23 protein-coding genes are annotated in these 24,752 nt (G+C 70.9%); 9 read left to right on the forward strand and 14 right to left on the reverse strand.

From position 1 onward, the window contains the following. Positions 1 to 6 precede the first annotated feature (6 nt). The 5 genes from ME121_RS05630 to ME121_RS05650 all read right to left on the reverse strand — a co-directional run bounded on the left by ME121_RS05630 (position 7) and on the right by ME121_RS05650 (position 8,928). Positions 7 to 2,523, reverse strand: a complete 2,517-nt coding sequence (locus ME121_RS05630) for a methyl-accepting chemotaxis protein (protein WP_059408475.1) — start codon at positions 2,521 to 2,523, stop codon at positions 7 to 9. A 413-nt stretch (positions 2,524 to 2,936) separates the two neighbouring features. Next, positions 2,937 to 4,526: an exopolyphosphatase gene (ppx, locus tag ME121_RS05635; protein WP_089231175.1), complete on the reverse strand. Its 1,590-nt coding sequence runs from the start codon at positions 4,524 to 4,526 to the stop codon at positions 2,937 to 2,939. 82 nt (positions 4,527 to 4,608) lie between these two features. Then, the gene (locus tag ME121_RS05640) at positions 4,609 to 6,981 is read right to left on the reverse strand and encodes an RNA degradosome polyphosphate kinase (protein WP_024831104.1); all 2,373 of its coding nucleotides are present in this window, start codon (positions 6,979 to 6,981) and stop codon (positions 4,609 to 4,611) included. Between the two features lie 98 nt (positions 6,982 to 7,079). Next, a complete protein-coding gene (locus tag ME121_RS05645) occupies positions 7,080 to 7,790 on the reverse strand; it encodes a P-loop NTPase family protein (RefSeq protein WP_043073094.1) in 711 nt (236 codons plus the stop codon). A 13-nt stretch (positions 7,791 to 7,803) separates the two neighbouring features. Further along, on the reverse strand, positions 7,804 to 8,928 hold the full coding sequence (locus tag ME121_RS05650; RefSeq protein WP_012317499.1) for an AI-2E family transporter: 1,125 nt from the start codon (positions 8,926 to 8,928) through the stop codon (positions 7,804 to 7,806). 142 nt (positions 8,929 to 9,070) lie between these two features. Between ME121_RS05650 and purM the strand changes: the two genes are divergently transcribed. Together purM and purN are read left to right on the forward strand one after the other, a co-directional pair. After that, complete coding sequence (purM, locus tag ME121_RS05655; protein WP_059408476.1) at positions 9,071 to 10,150, forward strand: phosphoribosylformylglycinamidine cyclo-ligase; 1,080 nt, start codon at positions 9,071 to 9,073, stop codon at positions 10,148 to 10,150. Next, positions 10,150 to 10,800, forward strand: a complete 651-nt coding sequence (purN, locus tag ME121_RS05660; RefSeq protein ID WP_053620277.1) for a phosphoribosylglycinamide formyltransferase — start codon at positions 10,150 to 10,152, stop codon at positions 10,798 to 10,800. The genes purM and purN overlap by 1 nt, the downstream gene beginning before the upstream one ends. A gap of 139 nt (positions 10,801 to 10,939) precedes the next feature. Here purN and ME121_RS05665 read toward each other — a convergent pair whose 3' ends face one another. Then, a complete protein-coding gene (locus ME121_RS05665; RefSeq protein ID WP_012317496.1) occupies positions 10,940 to 11,305 on the reverse strand; it encodes a hypothetical protein in 366 nt (121 codons plus the stop codon). 168 nt (positions 11,306 to 11,473) lie between these two features. Next, positions 11,474 to 11,896: a nucleoside-diphosphate kinase gene (gene ndk / locus ME121_RS05670; RefSeq protein WP_012317495.1), complete on the reverse strand. Its 423-nt coding sequence runs from the start codon at positions 11,894 to 11,896 to the stop codon at positions 11,474 to 11,476. A 269-nt stretch (positions 11,897 to 12,165) separates the two neighbouring features. Here ndk and ME121_RS05675 point away from each other — a divergent pair, with 269 nt between their 5' ends. Further along, positions 12,166 to 12,630 carry a DUF2147 domain-containing protein gene (locus ME121_RS05675; protein WP_012317494.1) on the forward strand — a complete coding sequence of 155 codons (465 nt, stop codon included), beginning with the start codon at positions 12,166 to 12,168 and terminating at the stop codon, positions 12,628 to 12,630. Between the two features lie 7 nt (positions 12,631 to 12,637). Here ME121_RS05675 and ME121_RS05680 read toward each other — a convergent pair whose 3' ends face one another. Beyond that, positions 12,638 to 13,273, reverse strand: a complete 636-nt coding sequence (locus ME121_RS05680; RefSeq protein WP_012317493.1) for a glutathione S-transferase N-terminal domain-containing protein — start codon at positions 13,271 to 13,273, stop codon at positions 12,638 to 12,640. Between the two features lie 238 nt (positions 13,274 to 13,511). Here ME121_RS05680 and ME121_RS05685 point away from each other — a divergent pair, with 238 nt between their 5' ends. The 4 genes from ME121_RS05685 (at position 13,512) to ME121_RS05700 (ending at position 17,286) form a co-directional block, all read left to right on the forward strand. Continuing rightward, positions 13,512 to 13,847, forward strand: a complete 336-nt coding sequence (locus tag ME121_RS05685) for a hypothetical protein (RefSeq protein WP_058606304.1) — start codon at positions 13,512 to 13,514, stop codon at positions 13,845 to 13,847. 126 nt (positions 13,848 to 13,973) lie between these two features. Next, on the forward strand, positions 13,974 to 16,013 hold the full coding sequence (locus ME121_RS05690) for an FUSC family protein (protein WP_059408477.1): 2,040 nt from the start codon (positions 13,974 to 13,976) through the stop codon (positions 16,011 to 16,013). A 23-nt stretch (positions 16,014 to 16,036) separates the two neighbouring features. Next, positions 16,037 to 16,231: a DUF1656 domain-containing protein gene (locus ME121_RS05695; protein ID WP_012317490.1), complete on the forward strand. Its 195-nt coding sequence runs from the start codon at positions 16,037 to 16,039 to the stop codon at positions 16,229 to 16,231. Beyond that, positions 16,231 to 17,286 (forward strand): efflux RND transporter periplasmic adaptor subunit, encoded by a 1,056-nt coding sequence (locus tag ME121_RS05700; protein WP_024831110.1) that lies wholly within the window; start codon positions 16,231 to 16,233, stop codon positions 17,284 to 17,286. Before ME121_RS05695 ends, ME121_RS05700 begins: the two co-directional genes overlap by 1 nt. A gap of 865 nt (positions 17,287 to 18,151) precedes the next feature. Here the strand turns inward: ME121_RS05700 and gatB are convergent. From gatB to ME121_RS05725, 5 genes are all read right to left on the reverse strand, one after another. Beyond that, the gene (gene gatB, locus ME121_RS05705) at positions 18,152 to 19,624 is read right to left on the reverse strand and encodes an Asp-tRNA(Asn)/Glu-tRNA(Gln) amidotransferase subunit GatB (RefSeq protein ID WP_024831111.1); all 1,473 of its coding nucleotides are present in this window, start codon (positions 19,622 to 19,624) and stop codon (positions 18,152 to 18,154) included. A gap of 184 nt (positions 19,625 to 19,808) precedes the next feature. Then, positions 19,809 to 20,108 carry a hypothetical protein gene (locus ME121_RS05710; RefSeq protein ID WP_012317487.1) on the reverse strand — a complete coding sequence of 100 codons (300 nt, stop codon included), beginning with the start codon at positions 20,106 to 20,108 and terminating at the stop codon, positions 19,809 to 19,811. Then, complete coding sequence (gene gatA, locus ME121_RS05715; RefSeq protein ID WP_024831112.1) at positions 20,105 to 21,583, reverse strand: Asp-tRNA(Asn)/Glu-tRNA(Gln) amidotransferase subunit GatA; 1,479 nt, start codon at positions 21,581 to 21,583, stop codon at positions 20,105 to 20,107. The genes ME121_RS05710 and gatA overlap by 4 nt, the downstream gene beginning before the upstream one ends. Before the next feature lie 75 nt (positions 21,584 to 21,658). Next, complete coding sequence (gene gatC / locus ME121_RS05720; RefSeq protein ID WP_012317485.1) at positions 21,659 to 21,946, reverse strand: Asp-tRNA(Asn)/Glu-tRNA(Gln) amidotransferase subunit GatC; 288 nt, start codon at positions 21,944 to 21,946, stop codon at positions 21,659 to 21,661. Positions 21,947 to 22,120: 174 nt separating this feature from the next. Further along, positions 22,121 to 22,261, reverse strand: coding sequence for a hypothetical protein (locus ME121_RS05725; protein ID WP_012317484.1), 141 nt, complete (start codon positions 22,259 to 22,261; stop codon positions 22,121 to 22,123). Between the two features lie 172 nt (positions 22,262 to 22,433). On the opposite strand from ME121_RS05725, the gene ME121_RS05730 reads away from it, so the two are divergent. Further along, the gene (locus ME121_RS05730) at positions 22,434 to 23,003 is read left to right on the forward strand and encodes an SMI1/KNR4 family protein (RefSeq protein WP_029360480.1); all 570 of its coding nucleotides are present in this window, start codon (positions 22,434 to 22,436) and stop codon (positions 23,001 to 23,003) included. Next, positions 23,000 to 23,512, forward strand: coding sequence for a Holliday junction resolvase RuvX (gene ruvX, locus ME121_RS05735; protein WP_059408478.1), 513 nt, complete (start codon positions 23,000 to 23,002; stop codon positions 23,510 to 23,512). Before ME121_RS05730 ends, ruvX begins: the two co-directional genes overlap by 4 nt. Here the strand turns inward: ruvX and dprA are convergent. Then, the gene (gene dprA, locus ME121_RS05740) at positions 23,502 to 24,713 is read right to left on the reverse strand and encodes a DNA-processing protein DprA (RefSeq protein ID WP_059408479.1); all 1,212 of its coding nucleotides are present in this window, start codon (positions 24,711 to 24,713) and stop codon (positions 23,502 to 23,504) included. The genes ruvX and dprA overlap by 11 nt on opposite strands. Positions 24,714 to 24,752: the final 39 nt, after the last annotated feature.

Consider the following 24,752-nt stretch of genomic DNA (forward strand, 5'->3'; position numbering starts at 1 on the left):
GCCGGATCACGCGGCCTTCGCGGTTCCGGCCATCGTCATCAGGCCGGTGATGACCCGGTAGGTCTCGACCCAGGCCTCCCGGAGTTCCGGCGTGAAGTCCGGGCCGAGCTCCTGTTCCAGCGTCCAGATCAGGGCCGCGCCGACCGGCTCGTAGTGCGCCTGCAGCGCGCCGTAGCCGGCGTGCCGGTCCCCGAGATCGCGCACGGTCGCGACCAGGGCCTCGGGCTTGTCGAGGTTGGACACCGCCAGCGCCAGCATGGCGACGAGCTTCCGCTTCTGCGCGGTCATGTCGTCCGGGAAGAGCGACCGGACCTGCGGCGCGATGTCGAACAGGCGTCCGTAGAACAGGTCCGCCACGGCATCGCCCAGCGTCTGCACCGTCTCGAAACTGTCCCGGACCAGCGCGACCTGCGCGGCGGAGACCGCGTAGGAAACGCGGACGCTCGCCAGAAACCGCCCGACCTCCGCGGTCAGGCGGTCGGACTGGTCCGACAGGGCGGAGGCCGCGTCGAGAACCTGGCCGGCGGCCAGACCGGTGCTCTCGGCCGCCTGCGCGACCCCGGTGATGGTGGTGGTGACCTCGCCGGTGCCTACAGCCGCCTCCCCGACATTGCGGACGATCTCCTGGGTTGCCGCACCCTGTTCCTCGACGGCCGCCGCGATCGAGGCCGCCACGCCGTTGATCTCGCGGATCCGCGCGGTGATCGCCGCGATGGCCTCCACCGCTTGACCGGTGGAGGCCTGCACCTGCGCGATCTGTCCGGAGATCTCGTCGGTGGCCTTGGCGGTCTGCTCGGCCAGCGCCTTCACCTCGGAAGCCACGACCGCGAAGCCGCGGCCGGCGACGCCCGCGCGCGCTGCCTCGATGGTCGCGTTGAGCGCCAGCAGATTGGTCTGCTCGGCGATCGATGAGATGAGCCCCACGACGGCGCCGATCTTGTTTACGGCGCTGTTCAGGTCCTGCACGCGCGCGGCGGTCCGATCGGCCTCGGCCGCGGCCTGCCGTGCGAGAGCCGCCGAGCCGTCGGCCTGCCGCCCGATCTCCTGCACGGAGGTGCCGAGCTCCTCGGCGGCCGCCGCCACGGTGTTGACGTTGCTGGAGGCTCGTTCGGCGGCGGTCGCGACCGTCGTCGACTGTCCCGCCGTCCTTGTGGCCGTCGCCGTCATCGTCCGCGCCGTGACCTGCAGCGCGGTGGCCGAGGCCGCGACCTGGCCGATCATGCCCCCGACCGCCTGCTCGAACCGTTGCGCCATCTGGCGCAGGCTGTCCCGCCGCTGGTCGTCGGCGTCCAAACGCGCCCGCTCGGCCTCGCCTTCGAGCTCGCGTGTGCGGATCAGATTGTCGCGGAACGCCTGCACGGCCACCATGATCGGCGCGAACTCGTTCCGGTAGGCCTGCACCGGGAGTGCGACGGCGGTCTCACCCCCGGTCAGCGCGCGCATCGCCGTGGCGATGGTCCGGATCGGCCGCAACACGCCCCCGAACAGGGCGACGAGACCGAGGCCGACGAGCAGCAGGACGGCCAGCAGCGCCGCGGCGTTGTGCAGGAGAACCCGGACCGCTGCCGCAGCGAGGGTCTCGGCCCGTCCCACCATCTCGTCGAGGGCGGCATCGGCCAGATCGACGATCGTCATCTGCTCGAGGGTGTTCCGTTTGCGGATGTCTTGGAACGTGTAGGGGGACGCCCGCTGCTGACTCAGGGCATCGAAGACCGCCCTCGCCGCTTCCGCCGCCTCGCCCTCGAAATTGCTGCGCTTGGCTCTCTCGAACGCCGCGCGCGTGGCGTCCGAGAGTTGGGCTGCGGCCTCGCTGGTGCTCGACCAAGCCGACTGGAGCCGCGCCCGCTCCTCGGCGGCAGCCACGGTCTCGGGCAGCGACCACGACGTTCCGGCGGCCAGCGACGTCTGGACGCGCAGGGCAACGTTGCCGATCGCGACGCGGGTCGACCAGGCTGACCGCTTGAGGACGAGGTAGCGCTGCAGGATCGCGTCGGAGCGCGGAATGGCCGAATCCACGGCATCCGTGGTCGCCGTCAGCGCGTCGAGGAGATCTTGGAAAGCCGCCAGCACGGCGGGTAACAGCGCCGGGTCCCGCTTCGGCTTCGCGACGCGCAGAGCCTCGTCGATGCGGGGGCGGAGCCGGTTCGCCGCGTCCTGCGCCGCGTTCAGCCTCGCCAACGTCGCCGACACGGCGGGCAGATCCTGGTTCTGCAACAGGTCCTGAAGGCTCTTGAAGCCCGCGATCATCGCCTCCCGGTTCACCGCGTAGGCTCTCAGGCCCTCCGCGTCGGCGGCCGCGTCTCCGCCCAAGGCGAGGGCTGCCCCCCGCTCGAGACGCGCTGGGAGGATCGTCTTGAGGAGTTGGCGGCTCGCGCGGGTCAACGTGACCGCAGACTGGGCCTGCTGCGTCTGGTGCCGCGCATCGATCAGAGAATTTCCCGCATATCCCAGTAACATCAGCGCCATTGCGAATATCGTCGTGCACATAGCGGCACGAATTGAGAGATAGCTAAGCAATCTCATTGCGCGAACGCTCCAGCGTGCGAGTTCAGTTAGTTGTCCGGTCGCATCATAGGGCGAAGTTCGCGCGCAATCACGCTGTGTGCTGACAAAATTTTAAAGTACGCTGAACTTGATTACTTTGGAAATGGCGTTGCTCTTCTTGGAAACTGTATAATACCATCATTAACAATCAGAAAAATTACTTGAGAAATTAAATAGGTGTTACGGCGCCTTTATCTATCCGCCGGTGGGCGGACGACACTGGGGACGCGCAGTGTCCACCTTCGCGACTGTCACGATGCCGTCGTCGGCCCCTGCGGGCACGGCGCGCGCTCGGCAAGCCGGCTCTCGAACGCGAGAGCGGAACGCGGCGTCGAGCGAGATCATCCCTGCACCGGCGGCCATGGGCCGCCGTGCAACGCCGAATCCACGTCTCACTGCTCTCGGGGCGCCGGGGCCGCGAGGCGCGGTTCGGCGGCGGCGCCCGTGATCTCGACACGCCCATCGAGGCCGACAACGCGCCCGAGGCCGCGAACACGGTTCAACAGGCGATCCCCGTTCAGGGCCTCCCACTCCTGCGGCAGACGCAGCACCACGCGGCCATCCTCGACGGTGAGCGGCGCCCGTCCGAGCGCGCCGTCCATGCCGGCCGAGATCGGGAAGGCGATCCGGAGTAGCGCGCCCAGGAGGCGCGCGCGCTCGAACAGGCGCGGACCGGCCACGCTGCGGAGCATCGCGTTCGCCTTCTCGGGCGCCAAGCCGATGTGTTTCAGGGACACCGCCAGGGCGAGATAGGCCCGCCCGGGATGATCCACGCCCACGAAGGCGGCGTTCTGGATCACCGCGATGCTCTGCTCGCCGCGGTAATCCGGATGCGCCCGCCAGCCGACATCCGACAGCAGGCAGCCCGCGTGGCGCAGGCGGCGCTCGTCGGCGGTCTCGTGACCGTCCAGGGTCGCGACGAACCGATCCGTCCAGGCGATCAACTCCTCGCCGTGGCGCGGCGAGCGCGCGCGCAGGACGTTGAATTCCGACGCCGAGGCCAGCAGCGGATCGACCAGCCTTGTGTCCCGGTCGAGCTGCTCGAACAGCAGGCCCTCGCGGACGCCCGATGCCGAGATCGCCACCTCGCGCGGGCGCCCGACCCGGATGATCTCCTCCAGCACGACGGCTCCGTAGGCGAGCAGCGGGCGCCGCGCCTCCGAGATCGCGTCGACGTCCTGCAGCAGCGCCACGTCGGTCTGCTCGACGACCTGCAGGAAGCTGAGCTCGTCGGTGGGCTCCACCGCGTAGCCGTGCATCACGTGGACGGGGTAGCCGCGGGCCGCCTGGTGGAGCCGCGCGATCGCCCGCCACGTGCCGCCGACCGCGTAGAAGGTCCGCCCGCGCAGGGTCTCCAGCTGCGGGGCGGCCTTGCGCATGTACTCGCGGACGATCTTGGCGGCCTTCTTGACCGAGCCGCCGGACAGGTCCTGCAGGGCGAGACCGCCGAGGGGCATGGTCACCCCCTGGCCGACGACGGCCCCGCGGACGTCCACGAGTTCGAGGGAGCCGCCGCCCATGTCGCCCACCACGCCGTTCGGCGCGTGGAAGCCCGAGACCACGCCGAGCGCGGACAGCTCCGCCTCCCGCCGTCCGGAGAGCAGCTGGATCTCCTGACCGCAGGCCGCCTCGGCGGCGCGGAGGAAGTCGGGACCGTTCTCGGCGTCCCGCGCCGCCGCGGTGGCGAGCACGAAGACCTGCCTGACGCGCATCGTCTGGCACAGCACCCGGAAACGACCCAGGGCGGCGAGTGCGCGGGCCACCGCCTCCTCGTTCAGCCGGCCGGTCGTCAGGACATTGCGGCCCAGGCCGCAGAGCACTTTCTCGTTGTAGAGCGGCGTCGGCGCCCGGGTCAGTCCGTCATACGCGACGAGGCGGACCGAGTTGGAGCCGATATCGATGATCGCCACCGGATGGTGCGCGGCGCGGTCGATCGCCTCCGCGTCCCGCGCGAGGGTGAGATTGGCAAGAGGGCTGCCCAAACGTCCGAGTCCTTCATCAGCCCGGCGCACCTGCCGGCGCGCCGTGCGGGAGGTTTAACCCAGCGACGGCGCGCGGCGAAACTCAGCTGCGTTGCGCGCGTCGGCTGAGGGCCCGCGGGCTCGACTTCTTCGAGGCCTTGCCGCGTCCCGAGAGGCTGGGATTGGTCATGAAATACTTGTGGGCATTGAACGGCTCCTCGCCCTCGGCGGGCTGGATCCGTTCGCAGCCGCCCGAAGCGAGGAGCCGCCAGCTCTGACGGTTGTCGAGAAGGTTGGCCAGCATGATCTGGTCGAGCACCTGCTGATGCACCGTCGGGTTCGTGATCGGCAGCAGCGCCTCGACACGGCGGTCGAGGTTCCGGCTCATCAGGTCGGCCGAGGAGATGTAGACCGTGGCCTTGGGGTGCGGCAGCCCGACGCCGTTGCCGAAGGCGTAGATGCGCCCGTGCTCGAGGAAGCGCCCGACGATCGACTTCACCCGGATCGTCTCCGACAGGCCGGGGATGCCCGGGCGCAGGCAGCAGATGCCCCGGACCACGCAGTCGATCTGAACGCCGGCTCCCGAGGCGTCGTAGAGCGCGTCGATGATCTGGCCGTCGACTAGGGAGTTGCACTTGATCCAGATCGCGGCCGGGCGCCCGGCCTTCGCGTGGGCCACCTCCGCCTCGATATGCTCCAGGAGGCGGTTCTTCAGGGTCAGCGGCGAGACCGCCATGCGCTCCAGCTCGGCCGGCTCGGCGTAGCCGGTGATGAAGTTGAAGATGCGCGACACGTCCCGCGCGATCGCGGGATCCGCCGTGAAGAACGACAGGTCCGTGTAGATGCGCGCGGTGATCGGGTGGTAGTTGCCGGTGCCGACGTGGCAGTAGGTGACGAGCTTGTCGCCCTCCCGTCGGACCACCAGCGACAGCTTGGCGTGCGTCTTGAGCTCGACGAAGCCGAACACGACCTGCGCGCCCGCCTTCTCGAGGTTGCGCGCCCAGCGGATGTTGGCCTCCTCGTCGAACCGCGCCTTCAGCTCCACGAGGGCGGTCACGGACTTGCCGAGCTCGGCGGCCTCGGCGAGGGCCGCGACGATCGGAGAGTTCGACGAGGTGCGGTAGAGCGTCTGCTTGATCGCGACGACGTTCGGGTCGCGCGCGGCCTGGGCCAGGAACTGCACCACCGAGTCGAAGGATTCGTAGGGGTGGTGGACGATGAAGTCCTTCTGGCGGATCGCCGCGAAGACGTCGCCGCCGCTCTCGCGGATGCGCTCGGGGAAGCGCGGGTTGTAGGGCTTGAACTTCAGGTCGGGCCTGTCGATGCCGACGACCTGGGACAGCTCGTTCAGGGCCAGCATGCCCTCCACGAGGAAGATCGCGTCCGCGGCGATCTCGAGCTCGTCGGCGACGAAGCTGCGCAGATCTTCCGACATGCCCGCCTCCACCTCGAGGCGGATCACGACGCCGCGGCGGCGCTGCTTTAGCGCGGTCTCGAAATGCAGGACGAGGTCTTCGGCCTCCTCCTCGATCTCCAGGTCGGAGTCGCGGACCACGCGGAACGCGCCGCTGCCCTTCACGAGGTAGCCTGGGAAGAGCCGGCCGGTGAACATCCCGATCACCTGCTCGATCGGCATCAACCGCGCCGCGGTCTCGCTCTCGGTCACCGGCAGGCGCACGAAGCGGTCGATGACGCCGGGCAGGCGGATGAGCGCGCGCAGCAGCCTTCCGTCCTTCGGCCGAACCAGCATCAGCGCGATGGTGGTGCCGAGATTCGGGATGAACGGGAACGGGTGGGCCGGATCGATCGCCAGCGGCGTCAGGACCGGGAAGACGTGGTTGAGGAAGTACTCCTCCAGCCACGCCGCCTGCTCGGCCGTGAGGGCGGCGGGCTCGACGATGTCGATGTCGGCCGCGTGCAGCTCCTCGCGCAGCTCCCGCCAGCGGGCCTGCTGGTCGGCGGCGAGGCGCGAGACCTCGGCGCCGATCCGGACCAGCTGCTCCGACGGCGACAGGCCGTCCTGCGACGGCACCGTGATCCCGGCCCGGACCTGATCGATCAGGCCGGCGACGCGGACCATGAAGAATTCGTCGAGGTTGTTGGCCGAGATCGACAGGAAGCGGAGGCGCTCCAGGAGCGGGTGGTTCGGATTCGACGCCTCCTCCAGCACGCGCCGATTGAACTGAAGCCAGGACAGCTCGCGGTTCACGAACCGCTCCGGCGTGTGACGCAGGGACCGCCCCGCTTCCAGAACCGACTCACGGGCCGCCCCGACCGACGGCTCCGCCGGGGCCGCGGCGGCCGGCCACTCGTCGTTGGCGTCGGCCGCCGGCGCGGCCGCCGTGCCGGCCGGGTCGACCGGCACGCGCCGGGCCACCGGCGCGCGCCGCGTCGCCGGATTGGCCGCCGCGCGCCGACGGGGCTCGGCGGCCTCGTCGGCGGCGTCGCGGTCCACGGGCTTCTGCGTCGATTCCATCCCGGATCCCTGTCTCTGCTCCTCGCGGCGGCGGAGCGTGTATCACCCTAGACGGGCGGCCTTCACGACGGTTTCGTGACGACTGCCGCATTCCGCGCTCAGCCGGTCGGGTCGGGCTCGTCCTCCAGCCCCATGCGCCGCAGGACGGCCAGCGCGAGCGGCCGGCTGATCCGCCGACCGCGCCCGAGGGCGTCGCGGTCGAGCTCGGCGACGACGTCCCGGGCGCGACCCAGCGACCGGTCGATCCGCAGGGCCAGCGCGTCGATGACGCCGAGATCGACGACCAGCTGCCGGTCCACGAACAGCTTGACCAGCACGGCGCGTAGCAGGGCGTCGTCCGGCGCCTCGATGGCGCTGCGCGGGGCGAGGCGAAGCCGCGAGCGCAGGTCCGGCGTCGCGAGTCCCAAGGCGTCGATGCCCGTGGCGCTGGTCAGCAGGACCGGGCAGCGTCGCTCGCGCGCCCGGTTGAGCAGGTGGAACAGCGCCGCCTCGTCGAGCCGCTCCGCCCGGTCGATGTCCTCGACGACCAGCGCCCCGTTGGAGACGAGGTGCTGGACCGCGTCGCCGCCCAGCTCGGCGGCCGGGAGGGTCCAGGCGTGGGCGCGCTCGGCCCAGATCGCCGCGAGGTGGCTCTTGCCGCTGCCCGAGGGTCCGGTGAGGACCAGGACGCTGTCCGGCCAGTCCGGCCACGCCTCGATCAGCGCGTAGGCCGCCTCGTTGGCCGGTCCCACGAGGAAATCCTCCCGCCCGAAGCGAGGGTCGAGCGGCAGGTCGAAGGCCAGCTGCCGGGGTGGGGCGTTCTCGCGCATGTGCCGCTCAGGATCATCCCGCACCCGCGGAGGTCAAGGCCGAAGGGGTCTTGCCGTCGTGCTCGATCAGGATCGGCTGGCCCGCGTGGTAGAGGCGGCTCTCCAGGTAGCGGGCCAGGGCGAACCGGACCAGAACGCCGATCGAGGCCGCGATCGGGACGGCGAGCAGCAGCCCGACGAAGCCGAACAGCGTCCCGAAGGCCAGCAGCGCGAACATCAACCAGACCGGGTGCAGCCCGGTGGAATCACCGACGAGCTTCGGCGAGATGACGTTCCCCTCCAGGAACTGGCCGACGAGGAACACGCCGACGGTCAGGCCGAGGTGCAGCCAGTCGGCGGAGGGCCAGAACTGAACCAGCGCGACGCCCACCGAGAGCAGGAAGCCGGTGAGCGTGCCGACGTAGGGGATGAAGGTGAGGAACCCCGCGATCAGGCCGATCAGCACGCCGAAGTTGAGGCCGACGAGCCAGAGGCCGATGGCGTAGAAGCTGCCCAGGATGAGGCAGACCAGCGTCTGTCCGCGCACGTATCCGGTGACCGCCCCGTCGATCTGGCGCGCCAGCTCGCGCACCGTCGCCCGGTGCCGGGGCGGTACCCAGCCGTCGATCGCAGCGACCATCCGGTCCCAGTCGACGAGGATGTAGAAGGCGACGACCGGCGTCACGACGAGCAGCGAAGCGATCGAGATCAGCGCCTGGCTGCCCGACCAGAGCGACTTCAGGAAGGCCAGGAGCCACGTCCCGGCCTGGGTGGCGAGCGTGCCGACGGAGGATTGCAGCTCGTTGAGGACGTTCGCGCCGCCGACGCGCTCGAGCAGGGTCCCGGACCGCTCGGCGATGATCGCCTGGAGCCGCGACACCATCCCGGGCAGCGCGTTGACGAGCGCCACGACCTGGTTGGCCGTGAGCGGGATCAGGATCAGCAGCGTCACGACGAGGGCGACGACGAACAGCGCCAGGATCAGCAGGCTCGCCGCCAGACGCCCGAGGCCGAGCCGCTCCAGCCGGTCGGCCAGGGGGTCGAGGAGATAGGCGAGCGTGATGCCGGCCACGAAGGGCAGCATCACCTCCCGGAGGAGGTAGACGATCAACCCGAGGGCGACGACAGCGGCCAGCCCGATCACAGCCCGTGCGCGCACGATGACGCTCCCCCCGCAGCACACCACGCCAGCGGGCAGAGTGGGTATGCGAGGCGCGCCGATCAAGGCGCCGCCGTGCCGACTCGCGCGCCGCGCGCGAAGTCGCTAGAGCGGGGCCTGGATAGAACGAGGTGGCGCGGGCATGACGGCCAAGGACGGCAACGAGCCGAAGACGGGGCTGACCTACGCGGCGGCGGGCGTCGATATCGATGCCGGCAACGCCATGGTCGAGACGATCAAGCCGCTGGTGCGGTCGACCCGGCGGCCGGGTGCCGACGCCGAGATCGGCGGTTTCGGCGGCCTGTTCGACCTGAAGGCCGCGGGCTTCCGCGACCCGATCCTGGTCGCGGCCAACGACGGCGTCGGCACCAAGGTCAAGATCGCCATCGAGACCGGCCGGCACGACACGATCGGCATCGACCTCGTGGCCATGTGCGTGAACGACATCATCGTCCAGGGCGCCGAGCCGCTGTTCTTCCTCGACTACTACGCCACCGGCAAGCTGGTGCCGGGCGTCGGCGCCGACATCGTGCGCGGCATCGCCGAGGGCTGCCGGCAGGCCGGCTGCGCGCTGATCGGCGGCGAGACCGCCGAGATGCCGGGCCTCTACGACGGGTCCGACTACGATCTTGCGGGCTTCTCGGTCGGCGCCGCCGAGCGCGGCGCGCTGCTGCCGCGGCCCGGCATCCGGCCCGGCGACGTCGTGCTCGGCCTGCCCTCCTCCGGCGTCCATTCCAACGGCTTCTCGCTGGTGCGCCGGATCGTCGCGAAGACCGGCCTCGGCTGGGACGCGCCGGCGCCGTTCGCCCCGGGCCGGAATCTCGGCGAGGCGCTGCTGGAGCCGACCCGGATCTACGTGAAGCCGCTCCTCGCGGCTCTGGGGGCCACCGACGGGATCCGGGCGCTCGCCCACATCACGGGCGGCGGCTTCCCCGACAATCTCCCGCGGGTCCTGCCGGACGATGTCGGCATCGCCGTCGACCTCGACGCCGTGACTCCGCCGCCGGTCTTCGGCTGGCTCGCCCGCGAGGGCGGCGTCGCCGAGGCCGAGATGCTGCGCACCTTCAACTGCGGGATCGGCATGGTGGTGATCGCCGCCGCTGACGCGGTCGACGACGTCGACGAGGCGTTGACCCGGGCCGGCGAGACCCCGGTCCGCCTCGGGCGGATCACGGCGCGCGGGCCCGAGCCGGTCACCTTCGCCGGCCGCCTCGCCCTCTGATGGCGGCCGCCCGCAAGACCCGCGTCGCCGTCCTGATCTCGGGGCGCGGTTCGAACATGGTCGCGCTGCTCGAGGCCGCGAAGGATCCCGCCTTCCCGGCCGAGATCGTGCTGGTCCTGTCGAACCGCCCGGAGGCCGCCGGCCTCGCCCGGGCGGCCGCGGCTGGCATCCCGACGCAGGCGATCGATCACCGGGCCTTCGCCGACCGGGCCGGCTTCGACGCCGCCCTCGACGCGGCGCTGCGGGCGGCCGAGATCGACCTCGTCTGCCTCGCGGGTTTCATGCGGATCCTCACGACGGAGTTCGTGGCGTCCTGGGCCGGCCGGATGCTCAACATCCACCCGTCGCTCCTGCCCCTGTTCAAGGGCACGCACACCCACCGGCAGGCGCTGGACGCGGGCGTGCGCCTGCACGGCTGCACGGTCCACTTCGTCGTGCCGGAGCTCGATGCCGGCCCGATCGTCGCCCAGGCCGCGATCCCCGTCCGCCAGGACGACGATCCCGACAGCCTCGCCGACCGGGTGATCGTGCAGGAGCGCCGCCTCTACCCGGCGGTGCTCGCCCTCGTGGCGGGCGGCCGCGCCCGCCTGGAGGGCGAGCGCGTGGTCATCGCCGACTCGGCGCCGGACGGCGCGCTGTTCAGCGTCTAGCGGGCGGCAGCACGGGCGTTTCCGTCCTGGCGCGCGGGGCGAAGCTATCCGGTAACGCCACGCTCGCCGACGTCTTGCTCAACGGGTTGCTGCGCTCCGCGCGCCAGGACGGTGCGCGGAGCCGGGAGCCTTCGGGCGCTCAGACCGGGCGCTGCAGCTTGCAGCTGTCCAGGGCCGAGAGCGCCTTGGCGCGGGCGGTGTCGTTGAAGTAGCCGGTGGTCCGGTAGGCCTCGATCTCGGAGGCGTCGAGGCTGCGCAGGGTCTGACGGGCGTAGCAGCCGCAGGGGCGCTCGAGGGACGCCTCGGTGGCGCTGGTCATGCGCGCCTGGACGACGGTGCAGGCGTGGCGCACGCGGCCTTCGAGATTGGTCTTGCTGGCGGTCTTGAGGGCCGGGTCGGGCTCGTACTGCTGGAACGGGGCCGAGGATCCGCCCGCGAGGGCGGCGGTCGCGCCGAGGGCGATCAGGCCGGTCGCGATCAGCAGGGGCAGGCGGCGCATCGTCATGGTCGGGGTCGTCCGGGGGCTGAGATTGGCTAAGCTCGGCCGTTGGACGCTTCCGGGCTCTGTCCCGTCAAGGACGACCCGGTCACACAGGGCGGCATTCCCGGCGGCACCGGGTCCGGGGCGCGCGAATGGCGGGCCGGTGTGCCCAACCCGCCACCGCGCCGCGCCTCAGGCGGCGATGTCGGAATCCTTGAAGAACTGCGCGATCTCGAGCTTGGCGTTCTCGGCGCTGTCCGAACCGTGGACGGTGTTCTCACCGACGGACTCGGCGAACTTCTTGCGGATCGTGCCCTCGGCGGCCTGGGCCGGGTTCGTGGCGCCCATGACCTCACGGTACTTGGCGACCGCGTTCTCGCCCTCGAGGACCTGAACCACCACCGGGCCGGAGGTCATGAAGGTCACGAGCTCGCCGAAGAACGGGCGCTCCTTGTGCACCTCGTAGAACTTCTCGGCCTGCTCCTTGGTCATGCGGATGCGGCGCTGGCCGACGATGCGCAGGCCGGCCTCCTCGATGACCGCGTTGACCGCGCCGGTCAGGTTCCGCCGCGTCGCGTCGGGCTTCAGGATCGAGAAGGTGCGCTCGGTGGCCATGGTGCGTCCGGTCTGTCTGTGGAAAAGATCTGCGGCGCGCCGGCGATCCGGACACGCCGCGGCAGCGAGAATTTCGCTTCGGCGCCGGGCTTATAGCGGGCGCCCCCCGGTGTCTCAAGCCGCGCGGCGGGACCGGGCGGGACAAGCGCGGCCGTGGCTCTGCCGCAACACCGCCGAAAAATCGCCCGAATGCGACGGCTCAGTCGCGCACCAACCGACTTCGTCCACCCCTCGGGCGTCCGCGGACGCCCCAACACCGGAGACGAACCATGCGCCTCGCTCTCAGCGCCAGCCTGCTTCTCGCCGGCCTCTCCGCCGCCGCCGCCGACACCGCCAAGGACCCGTCCGGCACGTGGCTCACCGGCGACGGTCGCGCCAAGATCCGGATCGATCGCTGCGGCCCCGGCCAGAAGCTGGTCTGCGGCAAGGTCGTCTGGCTCAAGACGCCGACCTTCGACAACGGCGCCCCGCGCACCGACCTCAAGAATCCCGATCCGAAGAAGCGTGCCCGTCCGGTGATCGGTCTGCAGCTGATCGATGGTCTGAAGCCGGACGACGCGAAGTTCACCGGCGAACTCTACAATATCGAGGAAGGCAAGATCTACACGGTCAGCCTGGAGCGCGAGAACGAGGCCGAGCTCAACGTCTCGGGCTGCATGCTCAAGATCCTGTGCGGGTCGCAGACCTGGACCCGCGTCCCGGACGTGAACCAGCAGGCCGCCAACAAGAACTGATTGCCCGTCAGATCGCCGCGAGGCCGCGCTGCACCGCCGGCCTCGCCAAGATGCTCTCGAGCCAGCGGGCGACGTTCGGCAGGGTGTCGATGGCGACGCCCTGCTTGAAGTTGAGCTTGGCCCAGGTGAACGTCGCGATGTCGGCGATGGAGTACTCGTCGGCCAGGAAGGCGCGGCCCTCGAGCCGCCGCTCCAGCACGCCGTACAGGCGTTTGGCCTCGGCGGTGAACCGGTCGATCGCGTACGGCACCTTCTCGGGCGCGTAGATCTTGAAGTGGTGCGTCTGCCCGAGCATCGGCCCGAATCCCGCCACCTGCCAGAACAGCCACTCGTCGACCTGCACGCGGGCGCGCTCGTCGGCCGGGTAGAATTGTCCGGTCTTCCGGCCGAGATACTGCAGGATCGCGCCCGATTCGAAGACGGAGATCGGCTGTCCGCCGGGCCCGTCCGGGTCGACGATGGCCGGGATCTTGTTGTTGGGCGAGATCGCCAGGAAATCGGGCGCGAACTGCTCGTTCTTGGCGATGTCCACGGGAACGATGCGGTAGGGCAGCCCGCACTCCTCCAGCATGATCGGGATCTTCCAGCCGTTCGGCGTGCTCCATGTGTGGACGTCGATCGGCCGCCCGGACACCGCTGCCATGCTCTGCCTGCTCCTGGACCCGATCGTCGGCGGCGCGGTGGTCCTCCGCCATTTCCAAACAACCCCGGCAGTGAAGACGATTTCCCGGCCGCGCTCAAGGGCAGCGGCCCGGGAGCCCGACGATTCGGCGAAGCTGCGCCGGAGCTGTCGTCGGCCGCCGGGGCGGGCTTGCCGGCCCCGCGCGAGAGCGGCGAGATTGCGGCTCGGGCGTGGTACGTCGCCCGAGGGGGAACATCCGATGATCGATCGTCTCGTCAGGATCGCGGTCCTGTCCGTGCCGCTGCTCGCCGCCTGTCCGGTCCTCGCCAAGGACCCGCCCGCCAAGGACCCGCCCGCCAAGGATACGCCGGCCCGGGACGCGGCGGCCAGGGAGGCACCCGCGAAGGCGCCCGCCGCCGAGGCGCCGGCCGCCAGGACGCCGAGTCCGGGCCAGTCCGCCACTCGCGAACGGCAGAAGACCTGCGGCGCCGAGTGGCGCGCCCTCACCGACGCGCAGAAGGCCGCGCAGGGGCCGAAATGGCCGCAGTTCTGGAGCAAGTGCAACAAGCGCCTGAAAGGTGGCGACAAGGCCTGACCGGCTAGAACCGCGGGGCGCCCCGTTCGTTCAGACATCCGCGGCGCGTTGGCGGGAGACACGAGGCGATGACGGACCCTTCTCCGTCCGGACGGGCGGTGGACAGCGCGCCGCGCCCGGTCCGGCATGGCTGAGGCCCCCGCCGCATCCGCCGCGGATCGCCGCGCCGCACCGTTCGTCGACCGCGTCGTGGCGTTCCTCGATGCCTGGGTGCCGAAGCCGGCCGCCTGGGCCTTCGCGCTGCGGATCTGGATCGCCATGATGCTGGCACTGGCCGCCGCCTTCTGGCTCCAGCTCGACAGCGCCTCGTCCGCCGCCACCTGCGTGGCGATCCTCGCCCAGCCCAAGCGCGGGCAGGCGATCTCGAAGGCGGTCTACCGCCTCCTCGGCACGCTGATCGGCGCCGTGGTGGCGCTCGTCTTCATGGCCCTGTTCGGCCAGGACCGGGTGCTGCTGCTCCTCAGCTTCACCGTGTGGCTCGGCCTCTGCGTCTTCGTCGCCCAGTTCCTGCAAGACACGCGGGCCTACGGCGCGATGCTGTCCGGCTACACCGTGGCGATCATCGCGCTGGGTCAGATCGACGAGCCGCAGGGCACCTTCGACGCCGCCGTGTCCCGCGTCGCCGTGATCGTGCTCGGCATCGTCGTGATCACCTTCATCAACGACGCCCTCGCCTCGCCGAGCACGTGGCGGGCCCTGCTGCCGCAATTGCGCGAAGCCTGGGACGAGACGCGCGGCTACGCCCGCGAGACGCTGGCGGTGGGCGACCTCGGCGCCACGCGCACCGCCGCGCTGATCCGCGCCATCGCGCCGATGCGGGCCGATGCCAGCGCCATCGCGGGCGAACTGGACGACGGCCGGTACCGCGCGGCCGGCGCGCGCAGCTGCATCGCCGCGCTCTACGTGATGGCGGCCGCGATCCGCAGCCTCGGGGCCGCGGCGGCCGGCCTGCGCAACCCGAGCCCGGCCGTCGCGGAGGCGATGGCGATCTGCCGGCGGGTGGCCGACGCACCGGATCCCGACGCCCTCGACCGCGACGACGAGCGCCTGCGCGACCTGATCGACGCGGCCATCCGCGACGGGACCCGCCCCCTCGACGAGGTGGTGGTGCTTCAGCGCGCCCTCGACTTCGTCTGCGCCGCGACCTTCGCGCAGGACGGCATTCGTGCCGTCGCCGACGGCCACCGGCCGCTGCGCGACGCCGCGCTGCCGACCCATCGCGACTTCCCGGTCGCCGTGCGCGGTGCCCTGCGGGTGGCCCTGAGCTTCGCGGTGACCGCCGCCACCTTCGTGGCGCTCGGCCTGCCGCAGGCCTCCTTCGCGCTGGTCCAAGTGGCCGCCACCGCGGCGCTCTCGTCGGTCACGCCGGATCCGAAGAAGTTCGCCAACGGGGTCGTCATCGGGATGACCCTCGCCGCCACCTTCGCGGGCATCGCCCGGTTCGCGCTCCTCAACGGTGTCCAGGGCTTCCCGATGCTGGCCATGGTGATGGCCCCCGTTATCTTCTTCGGCTGCTTCCTGTCGCTGAACCCGAAGACCTTCGGCATCGGCTTCATCGTGATCGTCTTCTTCCCCGTGCTGCTTGGGCCCTCGAATCCCCAGTCGTACGATGCGCTGACCTTCCTCCTGAACGCCTTCCTGGTGGTCGTCGCGGCCGTGATCCTGTCGATCGTCGTCCGCCTCATCCTGCCGATCACGCCCGCCCAGCAGCGGGTCTTCGCCCTGGATTCGGCGCGGCGCGCGCTCGCCGACGCCCTCGTCGGCCAGGGGGGCGACGCCACCACCCGCACCAGCCTGAACGCCGACCGGCTGTTCCAGTTCGCGAATTACAGCTCGGGGAGCGGCGCCGTACGGCGGGCGAACCTGCACCACGCCTTCGCCCTCGCCCGGCTGGAGGCCGCCGCCGCCCGCGCCCACGCGGAGCTGCGCCGCCTCTGGTCGATCGGGGCCCTGCGCGGCGCGATCCCGCGGGCGCGGGACGCCCTGGCGGCCGGCGACGATCGCGGCCTCGAGACGGCGGCGCGCGAGCTGATCCGCGCCGCGTCCGGCCAGGACCGGGCGGTGCGGCTGACGACGGCCCGCGCCGCCAGCGACCTCGTCACAGCGTCGCGAACCATCACCCGCCACCGGCGATTCCTCCATCGCCTCGACGTCGCGCTATTCTGACGGCCGCTTCTTCCGGAATCACCATGCACGAGGACATCCATGTCGGCGGAGTGCTGGTCACGGCCTTCGTCGCTTACGCGCTGGCCGCCTTCGTGATCCTGGTCGTCCTGCGCCTCGTCTTCGCCCGCATCCACTTCAGCCGCTACGTCGCCAACGCCCCGCTCGCCGAGGCCGGCCTCTACGTCTGTGTCCTCGCCCTCCTGATCGCGTTCATCTGATGCCCGACACGACCGCCGACGAGGACGATCCGAAGTCCGCCTCCCGTGACAGCGCCCCCGGGCGGAGCGACCCGCTGCCCGCGGTGCCGCGCCGGGGCCGCGCCGCCAAGGTGTTCCGCCTCGCGGCCACGGGCGCGATCCTGCTGGCGGCGATCGTCGCGGCGGCCTTCGTGTGGGAATTCTACGTGGCGGCGCCCTGGACGCGCGACGGCACGGTCCGGGTGCAGGTCGCCAACATCGCGCCCCAGGTCGCCGGGCAGATCGTCGAGGTCCGGGTTCAGGACAACCAGACCGTCCGCAAGGGCGACGTCCTCTACGTCATCGATCCGGTCGACTTCGAGGTCGCGGTCACCTCGGCGGACGCCGAGGTGAAGAACCGCGAGGCCGACCTGCAGGTGAAGAACGCCCAGTCGGCCCGCCGGCAGGCGCTCACGACCGTGTCGACCTCGATCGAGGAGAAGCAGCAATTCGCCGGCGCCGCGAAGATCGCCGAGGCGTCGCTGGAGAGTGCCCAGGCGCAATTGCGGCAGGCCAAGGTGAACCTCGAGCGCACCCAGGTGAAGTCCACCGTCAACGGCCGGGTGACCAACCTGCTGATGCGCGTCGGCGACTACGCCCGGACCGGCACCTCGAACATCAGCGTAATCGACACCGATTCCTTCTGGATCGACGGCTATTTCGAGGAGACGAAGATGCCCAACATTCATGTCGGCGATCACGCCGACGTGAAGCTGATGGGCTTCGACCCGCATCTGACCGGCACGGTCCACAGCATCACGCTCGGCATCTCCACGGCGAACGCCGCCGCCAGCACGCAGGGTTTGCCGGACGTTAACCCGGTCTACACCTGGGTCCGCCTCGCTCAGCGGGTGCCGGTCCGCATCCGCATCGACCATGTCCCGGCGGGCGTCCCGCTCATCGCCGGCATGACCGCGACGGTGTTCGTCAATGGTGGCCGCGGCCCGGCGCCGAACTGGTTCATGGACTTGCGCGACCGCGTCTCCGCTCTGACCACGCCGGCGGCCGGGCCGGCCCAGGAGGCCGAGCGGCGCTGAACCGTCGCCCGAGCGACCGCGCCCGCAGGCGCGGCGCCGGCGTGGTCGGCCAGGCAACACGTCCGATACGGCCGGCGGCGACGACCTGCGCGGCGGCACGGAAGAGGCCGTCGACCGCAGGATCCGCCGTCCCATCGAGGACGATATGGGCGCCGACAAGTCGCTCGCGCGCGACACAATATTTCGCAGTGCCGCAGGATCGATCCAAGTCCTTGAGCCGGCACGCGCTGCGGCGCGGCGGCGCCGCGAAGTGAAGCAAAAAGGTCCGTTGCCGAGAAAATAGCTATTGACCGACCCGGATGACGGGCGCAGTCTCTCACTGTGCTTGGCGAGAGCGGGCACGGGCCGGCACGAAACCTTGATGAGATCAGGTTTCGCAGCGGTGTCGGTCGCTGGAAGCTGGAGGAGACAGGGATGACTCCACCGCAGCGGAATGCCGCCTAGACGGTCCAGGGACAGGTTCGGCCCGAGACCTAGCGGCGCAACACGGACAGCCGGACGGACGCGGCTCCAGGGGCGCAGAAGCGGCCACGCATGGCACGCCTTCGAATGCGCGAAAGGCCCCACTTCGAGCCGTTCCGCCGCGGTTTCTCGCCCAAGGATCCGAATGCCCCACCTGCCCGGCAGCGCCGCGGCGGGATCTCGTCGTGGCTGCTGCGATGACAGGACCCGTCGAGCCCGCCGGATCCGCCGACTTCGACGTGAGCGCCGTCCGATCGCGCCCGCGCGGCGAGGTGCGAGCGCGGCGAGCCGAGACGGAGTCCTCTAGCTGGTCGCGCCGTCCCTGTAGCTCCTCCTCGAGGCCCGCTGATGCGGGTGCCTCAGGATGAGGCCGCGCGCGGGATGGCCGGTCGCCGGGGAGCGCTCACTCGATCCCGAGCTTCGCCTTGAGCAGCGCGTTCACCGCCGCGGGGTTCGCCTTGCCGCCGGTGGCTTTCATGGTCTGACCGACGAACCACCCGAGCAGGGTCGGCTTCTCCTTGGCCTGCGCGACCTTGTCGGGATTGGCCGCGATGATCTGATCCACCGCCGCCTCGATGGCACCCGTGTCGGTCACCTGCTTCATGCCGCGGCTCTCGACGACGGCGCGCGGGTCGCCGCCCTCGGTCCAGACGATCTCGAACAGGTCCTTGGCGATCTTGCCGGAGATCACGCCCTCGCCGATCAGGTCGATGATCGTGCCGAGCTGATCCGCCGAGACCGGGGTCGCTTCGATGGACAGGCCCTCCTTGTTGAGGCGCCCGAACAGCTCGTTGATCACCCAGTTGGCCGCGGCCTTGCCGTCCCGGCCCTTGGCCACCGCCTCGTAGTAGTCGGCGGAGGCGCGCTCGGCGACCAGCACGCCGGCATCGTAGGGCGAGAGGCCGAACGCCGAGACGAACCGCGCCTTCTTGGCGTCCGGCAGTTCGGGCAGCCCCTCGGCGAGGGCGTCGACGTAGGCCTGGTCGAATTCGAGCGGCAGCAGATCCGGATCGGGGAAGTAGCGGTAGTCGTGCGCCTCCTCCTTGGAGCGCATCGAGCGCGTCTCGCCCTTGGTAGGGTCGAACAGGCGCGTCTCCTGGTCGATCGTGCCGCCGTCCTCGAGGATGGCGATCTGGCGCCGCGCCTCGGTCTCGATCGCCTGCCCGATGAAGCGGATCGAGTTGACGTTCTTGATCTCGCAGCGCGTACCCAGCGGCTCGCCGGGGCGGCGCACCGACACGTTCACGTCGGCGCGGAGCGAGCCCTTTTCCATGTCACCGTCGCAGGTGCCGAGATACCGCAGGATCGTGCGCAGCTTGGTGACGTAGGCCTTCGCCTCCTCGGAGGAGCGCAGGTCGGGCCGGGAAACGATCTCCATCAGCGCCACGCCCGACCGGTTGAGGTCGACGAAGCTCCGGGTCGGATCCTGGTCGTGCAGCGACTTGCCGGCATCCTGCTCGAGGTGCAGGCGCTCGATGCCCACGGTGATCGACGCGCCGTCGGCCAAGTCGACCAGGACCTCGCCCTCGCCGACGATCGGGTCCTTGTACTGCGAGATCTGGTAGCCCTGCGGCAGGTCCGGGTAGAAGTAGTTCTTCCGGTCGAACACGGAGCGCAGGTTGATCTTGGCCTTCAGGCCGAGGCCGGTGCGCACCGCCTGGGCGACGCACTCGGCGTTGATCACCGGCAGCATCCCGGGCATCGCGGCATCGACCAGCGAGACGTGGTCGTTCGGCTCGGCCCCGAACTCCGTCGAGGCGCCGGAGAACAGCTTCGCCCGGCTGGACACCTGGGCGTGGATCTCCATGCCGACGATCACCTCCCAGTCGTGGAGGCCGCCCTTGATCAGCTTCTTGGGGTCGACGGGTGCGTTCATGGTCGGTCCGAAAGGCGGCTGGCATTCGAGGCGTCGCCGTCTCGGCGAGCGGAGCGAAGCGATCCGGGGAAGCGCACGGTTCTCGCACGCGGCGCCGCTGGATCGCTTCGCTCCGCTCGCCGAGACGGTGGCGTCGTCGGGTGCGTCGAGCGAGAGATTTTCTAGGAGGCCCCTGCCCGCAGGGTCAAGCGCGGCGTCCGACCGCCTGCCGGGCGCCGTAGCCCAGGATTGCCCAGAGCAGGGCCGCGACGGCGCGCACCGGGAAGAAGGTCGGGCCGTCGTGGGTGATCGGCGCCGGCCAGGGGATGCCGGCGGCGCTGACCGCGTAGGAGAACAGCACCGAGAAACCGAGCGCCGCGATCGCCGCGATGAAGACCTTGCCGAACTGGCTGGCGGTCCAGCCGAGATAGACCGCCACCACGATCAGCGCCGGATCGAAGCCGGCCCAGATCCAGACCGTCCAGGGATAGTACGGGACGGTCATGACCACCACGGCTCAGGAAGGACCGTCCGGCCGGCGGAGTCCTCGATCACCTGCGCGACCGCGAACAGCGTCTCCTCATCGAAGGGCCGGCCGATGAGTTGCAGGCCCAGCGGCAGGCCCTGTCCGTCGAGACCGGCCGGCACGGCGATGCCGGGAAGCCCGGCCATGTTCACCGTCACGGTGAACACGTCGTTGAGGTACATCTCCACCGGGTCGGCCGAGGCCTTCTCGCCGATGCCGAAAGCGGCCGACGGCGTCGCCGGCGTCAGGATCGCGTCGACGCCGGACGCGTAGGCGGCCTCGAAGTCGCGCTTGATCAGCGTGCGGATCTTCTGCGCGCGGACATAGTAGGCGTCGTAGTAGCCGGCCGAGAGCACGTAGGTACCGATCATGATCCGCCGCTTCACCTCGCGGCCGAAGCCGGCAGCGCGGGTGTTCTCGTACATCCCGGCGATGTCCTTGCCGGGCACGCGCAGGCCGTAGCGGACGCCGTCGTAGCGGGCGAGGTTCGAGGAGGCCTCGGCCGGGGCCACGATGTAGTAGGCCGGCAGCGCGTAGGAGGTGTGCGGCAGCGAGATCTCCTTGATCGTCGCGCCGGCCGCCTTCAGCCACGCGGCCCCCTCGTCCCAGAGCTTCTGGATCTCGGCGGGCATCCCGTCGACCCGGTATTCCTTGGGGATGCCGATGGTCAGGCCCTTCACGCCCCGCGACACCGCGGCCTCGAAATCGGGTACCGCGAGGTCGGCGCACGTCGTGTCCCGGGCATCGGAGCCCGCCATGGATCCGAGGAGGATGGCGCAGTCGCGCACCGTCCGGGCGATCGGGCCCGCTTGGTCGAGGGAGGAGGCGAAGGCCACCGTGCCCCAGCGCGAGCAGCGCCCGTAGGTCGGCTTGATCCCCACAGTGCCCGTGAAGGCGGCGGGCTGCCGGATGGAGCCACCGGTATCGGTCGCGGTGGCGCCGAGGCAGAGCCGCGCGGCGACCGCCGCGGCGGAGCCGCCGGAGGAGCCGCCGGGCACGATCGGTGCGTCCGATCCCGCGCGCCGCCAGGGCGAGATCACGTTGCCGTAGGCGCTGGTCTCGTTGGACGAGCCCATGGCGAACTCGTCGAGGTTCAGTTTGCCGAGCATCACGGCGCCGTCGCGCCACAGATTGGCGGACACGGCCGATTCGTAGTGCGGCTCGAAGGTCTCGAGGATCTTGGACCCCGCCGTGGTCGTCACGCCGTGCGTGCAGAACAGGTCCTTGATGCCGAGGGGAATGCCCTCGAGCGGCCGCGCCTCGCCGGACGCGATCTTCCGGTCGGAGGCCTCGGCCATCGTCAGGGCCCGGTCCGGGGTCTCCCGGATATACGCGTTCAGGACCCGGGCCTTCGCCATGGCGTCGAGATGCGCCTGGGTCAGCTCGCGGGCCGAGATCCGCTTCGCCTTGAGGGCGTCGCGCGCTTCGGCCAGGGTAAGTTCGTTCGGATCCACGCTGTTCACGTCCTCGCGCGCGCCGCGCGCCTGCCCGCCAGAAATCCGGTCCGCAAGGTCCGGGCCGCGCTCGGCCTACTCGACCACCTTCGGGACCAGGAAGTAATTGTCCTCGGTCTCGGGCGCGTTGGCGACGACGTCGGCGGCGCGGCCGCCCTCCGTGACGACGTCCTCGCGCTTCTTCATCGCCATCGGCGTCACCGAGGTCATCGGCTCGACGCCCGCGACGTCGACCGTGCCGAGCTGCTCGACGAAGGCCAGGATGGCGTTCAGCTCGCCCTGCAGGGGCCCGACTTCGTCGTCGGTGACCGCGATCCGCGCCAGATGCGCGATGCGCCGAACCGTCTTCTCGTCGACCGACATGCCGTCCCGTTCGTCCCTTGCCGGGAGCACTTTCCCGAAGTCGGTCGGGCTATAGCATCGGCTCTCGACGCGCCGCAACGCGGGTGGACACCGCCACACGCTCGGGGCCGACGGGCGGCGCGCCGCCCGAGGGCATCGGGTCGAGCCGAGCGGGGCGGCGTGATGCGGGGCGGGTCAGGTCACGACGTGGTGGGGCGTCACCGACATCTCGATGGTGATTCCCGGTTGCCGGACCGGCTGGATCATGGCTTGGGTGAAGCCCGCGACCAGGACCTCGAAGGCGAGGAGCAGCATCCAGCGGTGCTTGCGCGGCATCGCCCGCCGGCGCCCGTGCGGTGCGGAACAGGAGAGCTGGCCGTTCGTCGACAAGGCGGGCCCCTACAGCGTGGTTTAACGGAACATTAACCTACCTAGACGCGAACGGCTCCGCGCGCACCGGGGGCGATCTGCGGAGGAGCCGAAGCCTGTGGACGGTGGAGCGGGAGCGATGTGGGACAAGGTTTTCGAGGAGCTCGCGCCGGGCTTCGTACCGGACGCGGCCGCCCTCGACCGCGCGGCCGAGGCGCTGGGCTTCGCCCTCCCGGCCTCCTATCGCGACTTCTGCCGGAGCTGCGGCGTCGGCCTCGCGGGGGGACAGTTCCGCGTCGCCGTGCCGGCGCCGTTCGAGGCCTGCGATCTGGTGAGCCAAGCGGCCCTCATCGCCCACAGCGTCGGCGCCGCGGTCGCCATGCTCGAGGACGGCGCGGAGCCGCATCGCTTCGACGTCGAGGGCGGCGATGCCGGTATCGTCGAGCGCGCCTGCTTCTTCGGCACCGGCGAGGATGGCAGCTTCCTGTTCTGGGACGTCACCGGGACCGACGGGGAATACGACGTCTGGCTGCTCGCGCCCGACCTGGAGACGGTGCGGTTCGGCGGCGAGAGCCTCGACGACTTCTTCACCCGGGTCACGGCACCGTCCGCGGCGCTGGTCCTGGGACCGGGTTCGGAGCCCCTCCCCGCCCGCTTCGAGGGCGTCACCGAGGCCACCCTCGCGCGCGCCGCGCAGGCGGAGTCATGAACTTCGACGCGATCCGCGCCTTCGCGGCCAAATCCCGCGGCGGCGCCCGCCTGATCGGCATCGATCTCGGCACCAAAACGATCGGGCTGGCCCTGTCGGATCTCGGCCGCCAGATCGCGACACCGCTGGAGACCATCCGCCGGGTGAAGTTCACCCCCGACGCGCAGCGGCTCGCCGCCCTGTGCCGGCAGCACGCGGTCGGCGGCCTCGTGGTCGGACTGCCGCTCAACATGGACGGCAGCGAGGGGCCGCGGGTGCAGTCGACCCGCGCCTTCATGCGCAACCTCGCGCCGATCCTCCCCCTGCCCCACGTCTTCTTCGACGAGCGCCTCTCGACCGCCGTGGTCACCCGCGCGCTGATCGAGGCCGACGCCTCGCGGGCGCGGCGCGGCCAGCTCGTCGACAAGCTCGCCGCCGCCTACATCCTCCAGGGCTGCCTCGACGTCATGCGCAACCTCGCGGACGCCGACGCGGACGACGACACCGAGGACGGGTCCCTCAGCCGCTGATCAGAGAGACGGTGCCGCTGCCGTGGCGCTCGATCCGTCCGTCGAGCTCCAATTCCAGCAGCACGCTCTGCACGATCCGGGCACCGACCCCGGCGCTCCGCGCCAGCTCGTCGGTGCCGACCGGACTCGGGCCGAGCAGCGCGACGATCCGCGCCCGGTCGTCCTGCGGCTCCGGTGGCCGGTCGTCCCGGGCGGGGCTCGGGGCGGACGCGCCGGCGTGCCGCTGCGGGAGCGGGTGAAGCGGCGCGTCGTCCGCGTCGAGGGCGATCTCGTCCCAGAAGTCCGGCTGCTCGGCGAGGTCCGGCCGCGCGCGCGCCGGCGTCGCCTCGGCGTCCGGGCCGCGCTCGATGATCGGGCCCAGCACCTCGAGGACGTGGGACACCTCGGCGACCAGGGTGGCGCCCTGGCGGATCAGGTCGTTGGTGCCCTCGGCGCGCGGGTCGAGCGGCGAGCCCGGGACGGCGAAGACCTCCCGATTCTGTTCGAGGGCGTACCGCGCCGTGATCAGCGAGCCGGAGCACCGGGCGGCTTCCACCACCACGGTCCCGTAGGACAAGCCGGAGATGATCCGGTTGCGCCGGGGAAAGTCGCGCCCGCGGGGCTCCCAGCCCATCGGCATCTCGGCGAGGACGGCGCCGCCCTCCGCCAGGATCGCCTCGACCAGGGCCGCGTGGCTCGCCGGGTAGATCCGGTCCTGACCACCGGCCATGACGGCGACCGTGCCGGTCCGCAGGCTGGCCTTGTGGGCGCGAGCGTCGATACCGCGAGCGAGGCCGGAGACCACCGTCAGGCCGCCTTCGCCGAGACCGCGGGCGAGCCGCTCGGTGAAGGCGAGCCCCGCCGATGAGGCGTTCCGCGAGCCGACGAGGGCGGTGGCGGGCCGGTTGAGGATCGGTGCGCCGCGCAGGGCCAGGAGGGGCGGCGCGGCGTCGACCTGGGCGAGGAGCCGCGGGTATTCCGCCTCGCCGGTGGCGACCAGCCGGCCGCCGAGTCGCGTCAAGGCCGCGACTTCGGCCTCGGCTTCGCCGCGGGTGGGTGGCACGACCCGCCGTCCCTGGCGGCCGGTGAGCTCCGGCAGGGCCTCGAGGGCGGCGGCCGCGCCGCCGAACCGGTTCACGAGCCTCCGGAAGGTGCGGGGGCCGACGCCCTCGGTCCGGATCAGTCGCAGCCAGTCGAGCCGCTGGGCCTCGGTGAGCTGCATCCACCACCCCCACCCCTGCCCGAAGGTCGGCGCGGCGCG

This window comes from Methylobacterium sp. ME121, from assembly GCF_000974725.1.
Lineage (GTDB): Bacteria > Pseudomonadota > Alphaproteobacteria > Rhizobiales > Beijerinckiaceae > Methylobacterium > Methylobacterium radiotolerans.

Bases quoted from the DNA above. Each gene is read 5' to 3' on its own strand.
- ME121_RS05630 (WP_059408475.1), bottom strand. From the start codon at position 2,523: ATGAGATTGCTTAGCTATCTCTCAATTCGTGCCGCTATGTGCACGACG.
- ME121_RS05640 (WP_024831104.1), bottom strand. From the start codon at position 6,981: ATGGAATCGACGCAGAAGCCCGTGGACCGCGACGCCGCCGACGAGGCC.
- ME121_RS05645 (WP_043073094.1), bottom strand. From the start codon at position 7,790: ATGCGCGAGAACGCCCCACCCCGGCAGCTGGCCTTCGACCTGCCGCTC.
- purM (WP_059408476.1), top strand. From the start codon at position 9,071: ATGACGGCCAAGGACGGCAACGAGCCGAAGACGGGGCTGACCTACGCG.
- purN (WP_053620277.1), top strand. From the start codon at position 10,150: ATGGCGGCCGCCCGCAAGACCCGCGTCGCCGTCCTGATCTCGGGGCGC.
- ME121_RS05665 (WP_012317496.1), bottom strand. From the start codon at position 11,305: ATGACGATGCGCCGCCTGCCCCTGCTGATCGCGACCGGCCTGATCGCC.
- ndk (WP_012317495.1), bottom strand. From the start codon at position 11,896: ATGGCCACCGAGCGCACCTTCTCGATCCTGAAGCCCGACGCGACGCGG.
- ME121_RS05675 (WP_012317494.1), top strand. From the start codon at position 12,166: ATGCGCCTCGCTCTCAGCGCCAGCCTGCTTCTCGCCGGCCTCTCCGCC.
- ME121_RS05680 (WP_012317493.1), bottom strand. From the start codon at position 13,273: ATGGCAGCGGTGTCCGGGCGGCCGATCGACGTCCACACATGGAGCACG.
- ME121_RS05685 (WP_058606304.1), top strand. From the start codon at position 13,512: ATGATCGATCGTCTCGTCAGGATCGCGGTCCTGTCCGTGCCGCTGCTC.
- ME121_RS05690 (WP_059408477.1), top strand. From the start codon at position 13,974: ATGGCTGAGGCCCCCGCCGCATCCGCCGCGGATCGCCGCGCCGCACCG.
- ME121_RS05695 (WP_012317490.1), top strand. From the start codon at position 16,037: ATGCACGAGGACATCCATGTCGGCGGAGTGCTGGTCACGGCCTTCGTC.
- ME121_RS05700 (WP_024831110.1), top strand. From the start codon at position 16,231: ATGCCCGACACGACCGCCGACGAGGACGATCCGAAGTCCGCCTCCCGT.
- gatB (WP_024831111.1), bottom strand. From the start codon at position 19,624: ATGAACGCACCCGTCGACCCCAAGAAGCTGATCAAGGGCGGCCTCCAC.
- ME121_RS05710 (WP_012317487.1), bottom strand. From the start codon at position 20,108: ATGACCGTCCCGTACTATCCCTGGACGGTCTGGATCTGGGCCGGCTTC.
- gatC (WP_012317485.1), bottom strand. From the start codon at position 21,946: ATGTCGGTCGACGAGAAGACGGTTCGGCGCATCGCGCATCTGGCGCGG.
- ME121_RS05725 (WP_012317484.1), bottom strand. From the start codon at position 22,261: ATGCCGCGCAAGCACCGCTGGATGCTGCTCCTCGCCTTCGAGGTCCTG.
- ME121_RS05730 (WP_029360480.1), top strand. From the start codon at position 22,434: ATGTGGGACAAGGTTTTCGAGGAGCTCGCGCCGGGCTTCGTACCGGAC.
- ruvX (WP_059408478.1), top strand. From the start codon at position 23,000: ATGAACTTCGACGCGATCCGCGCCTTCGCGGCCAAATCCCGCGGCGGC.
- dprA (WP_059408479.1), bottom strand. From the start codon at position 24,713: ATGCAGCTCACCGAGGCCCAGCGGCTCGACTGGCTGCGACTGATCCGG.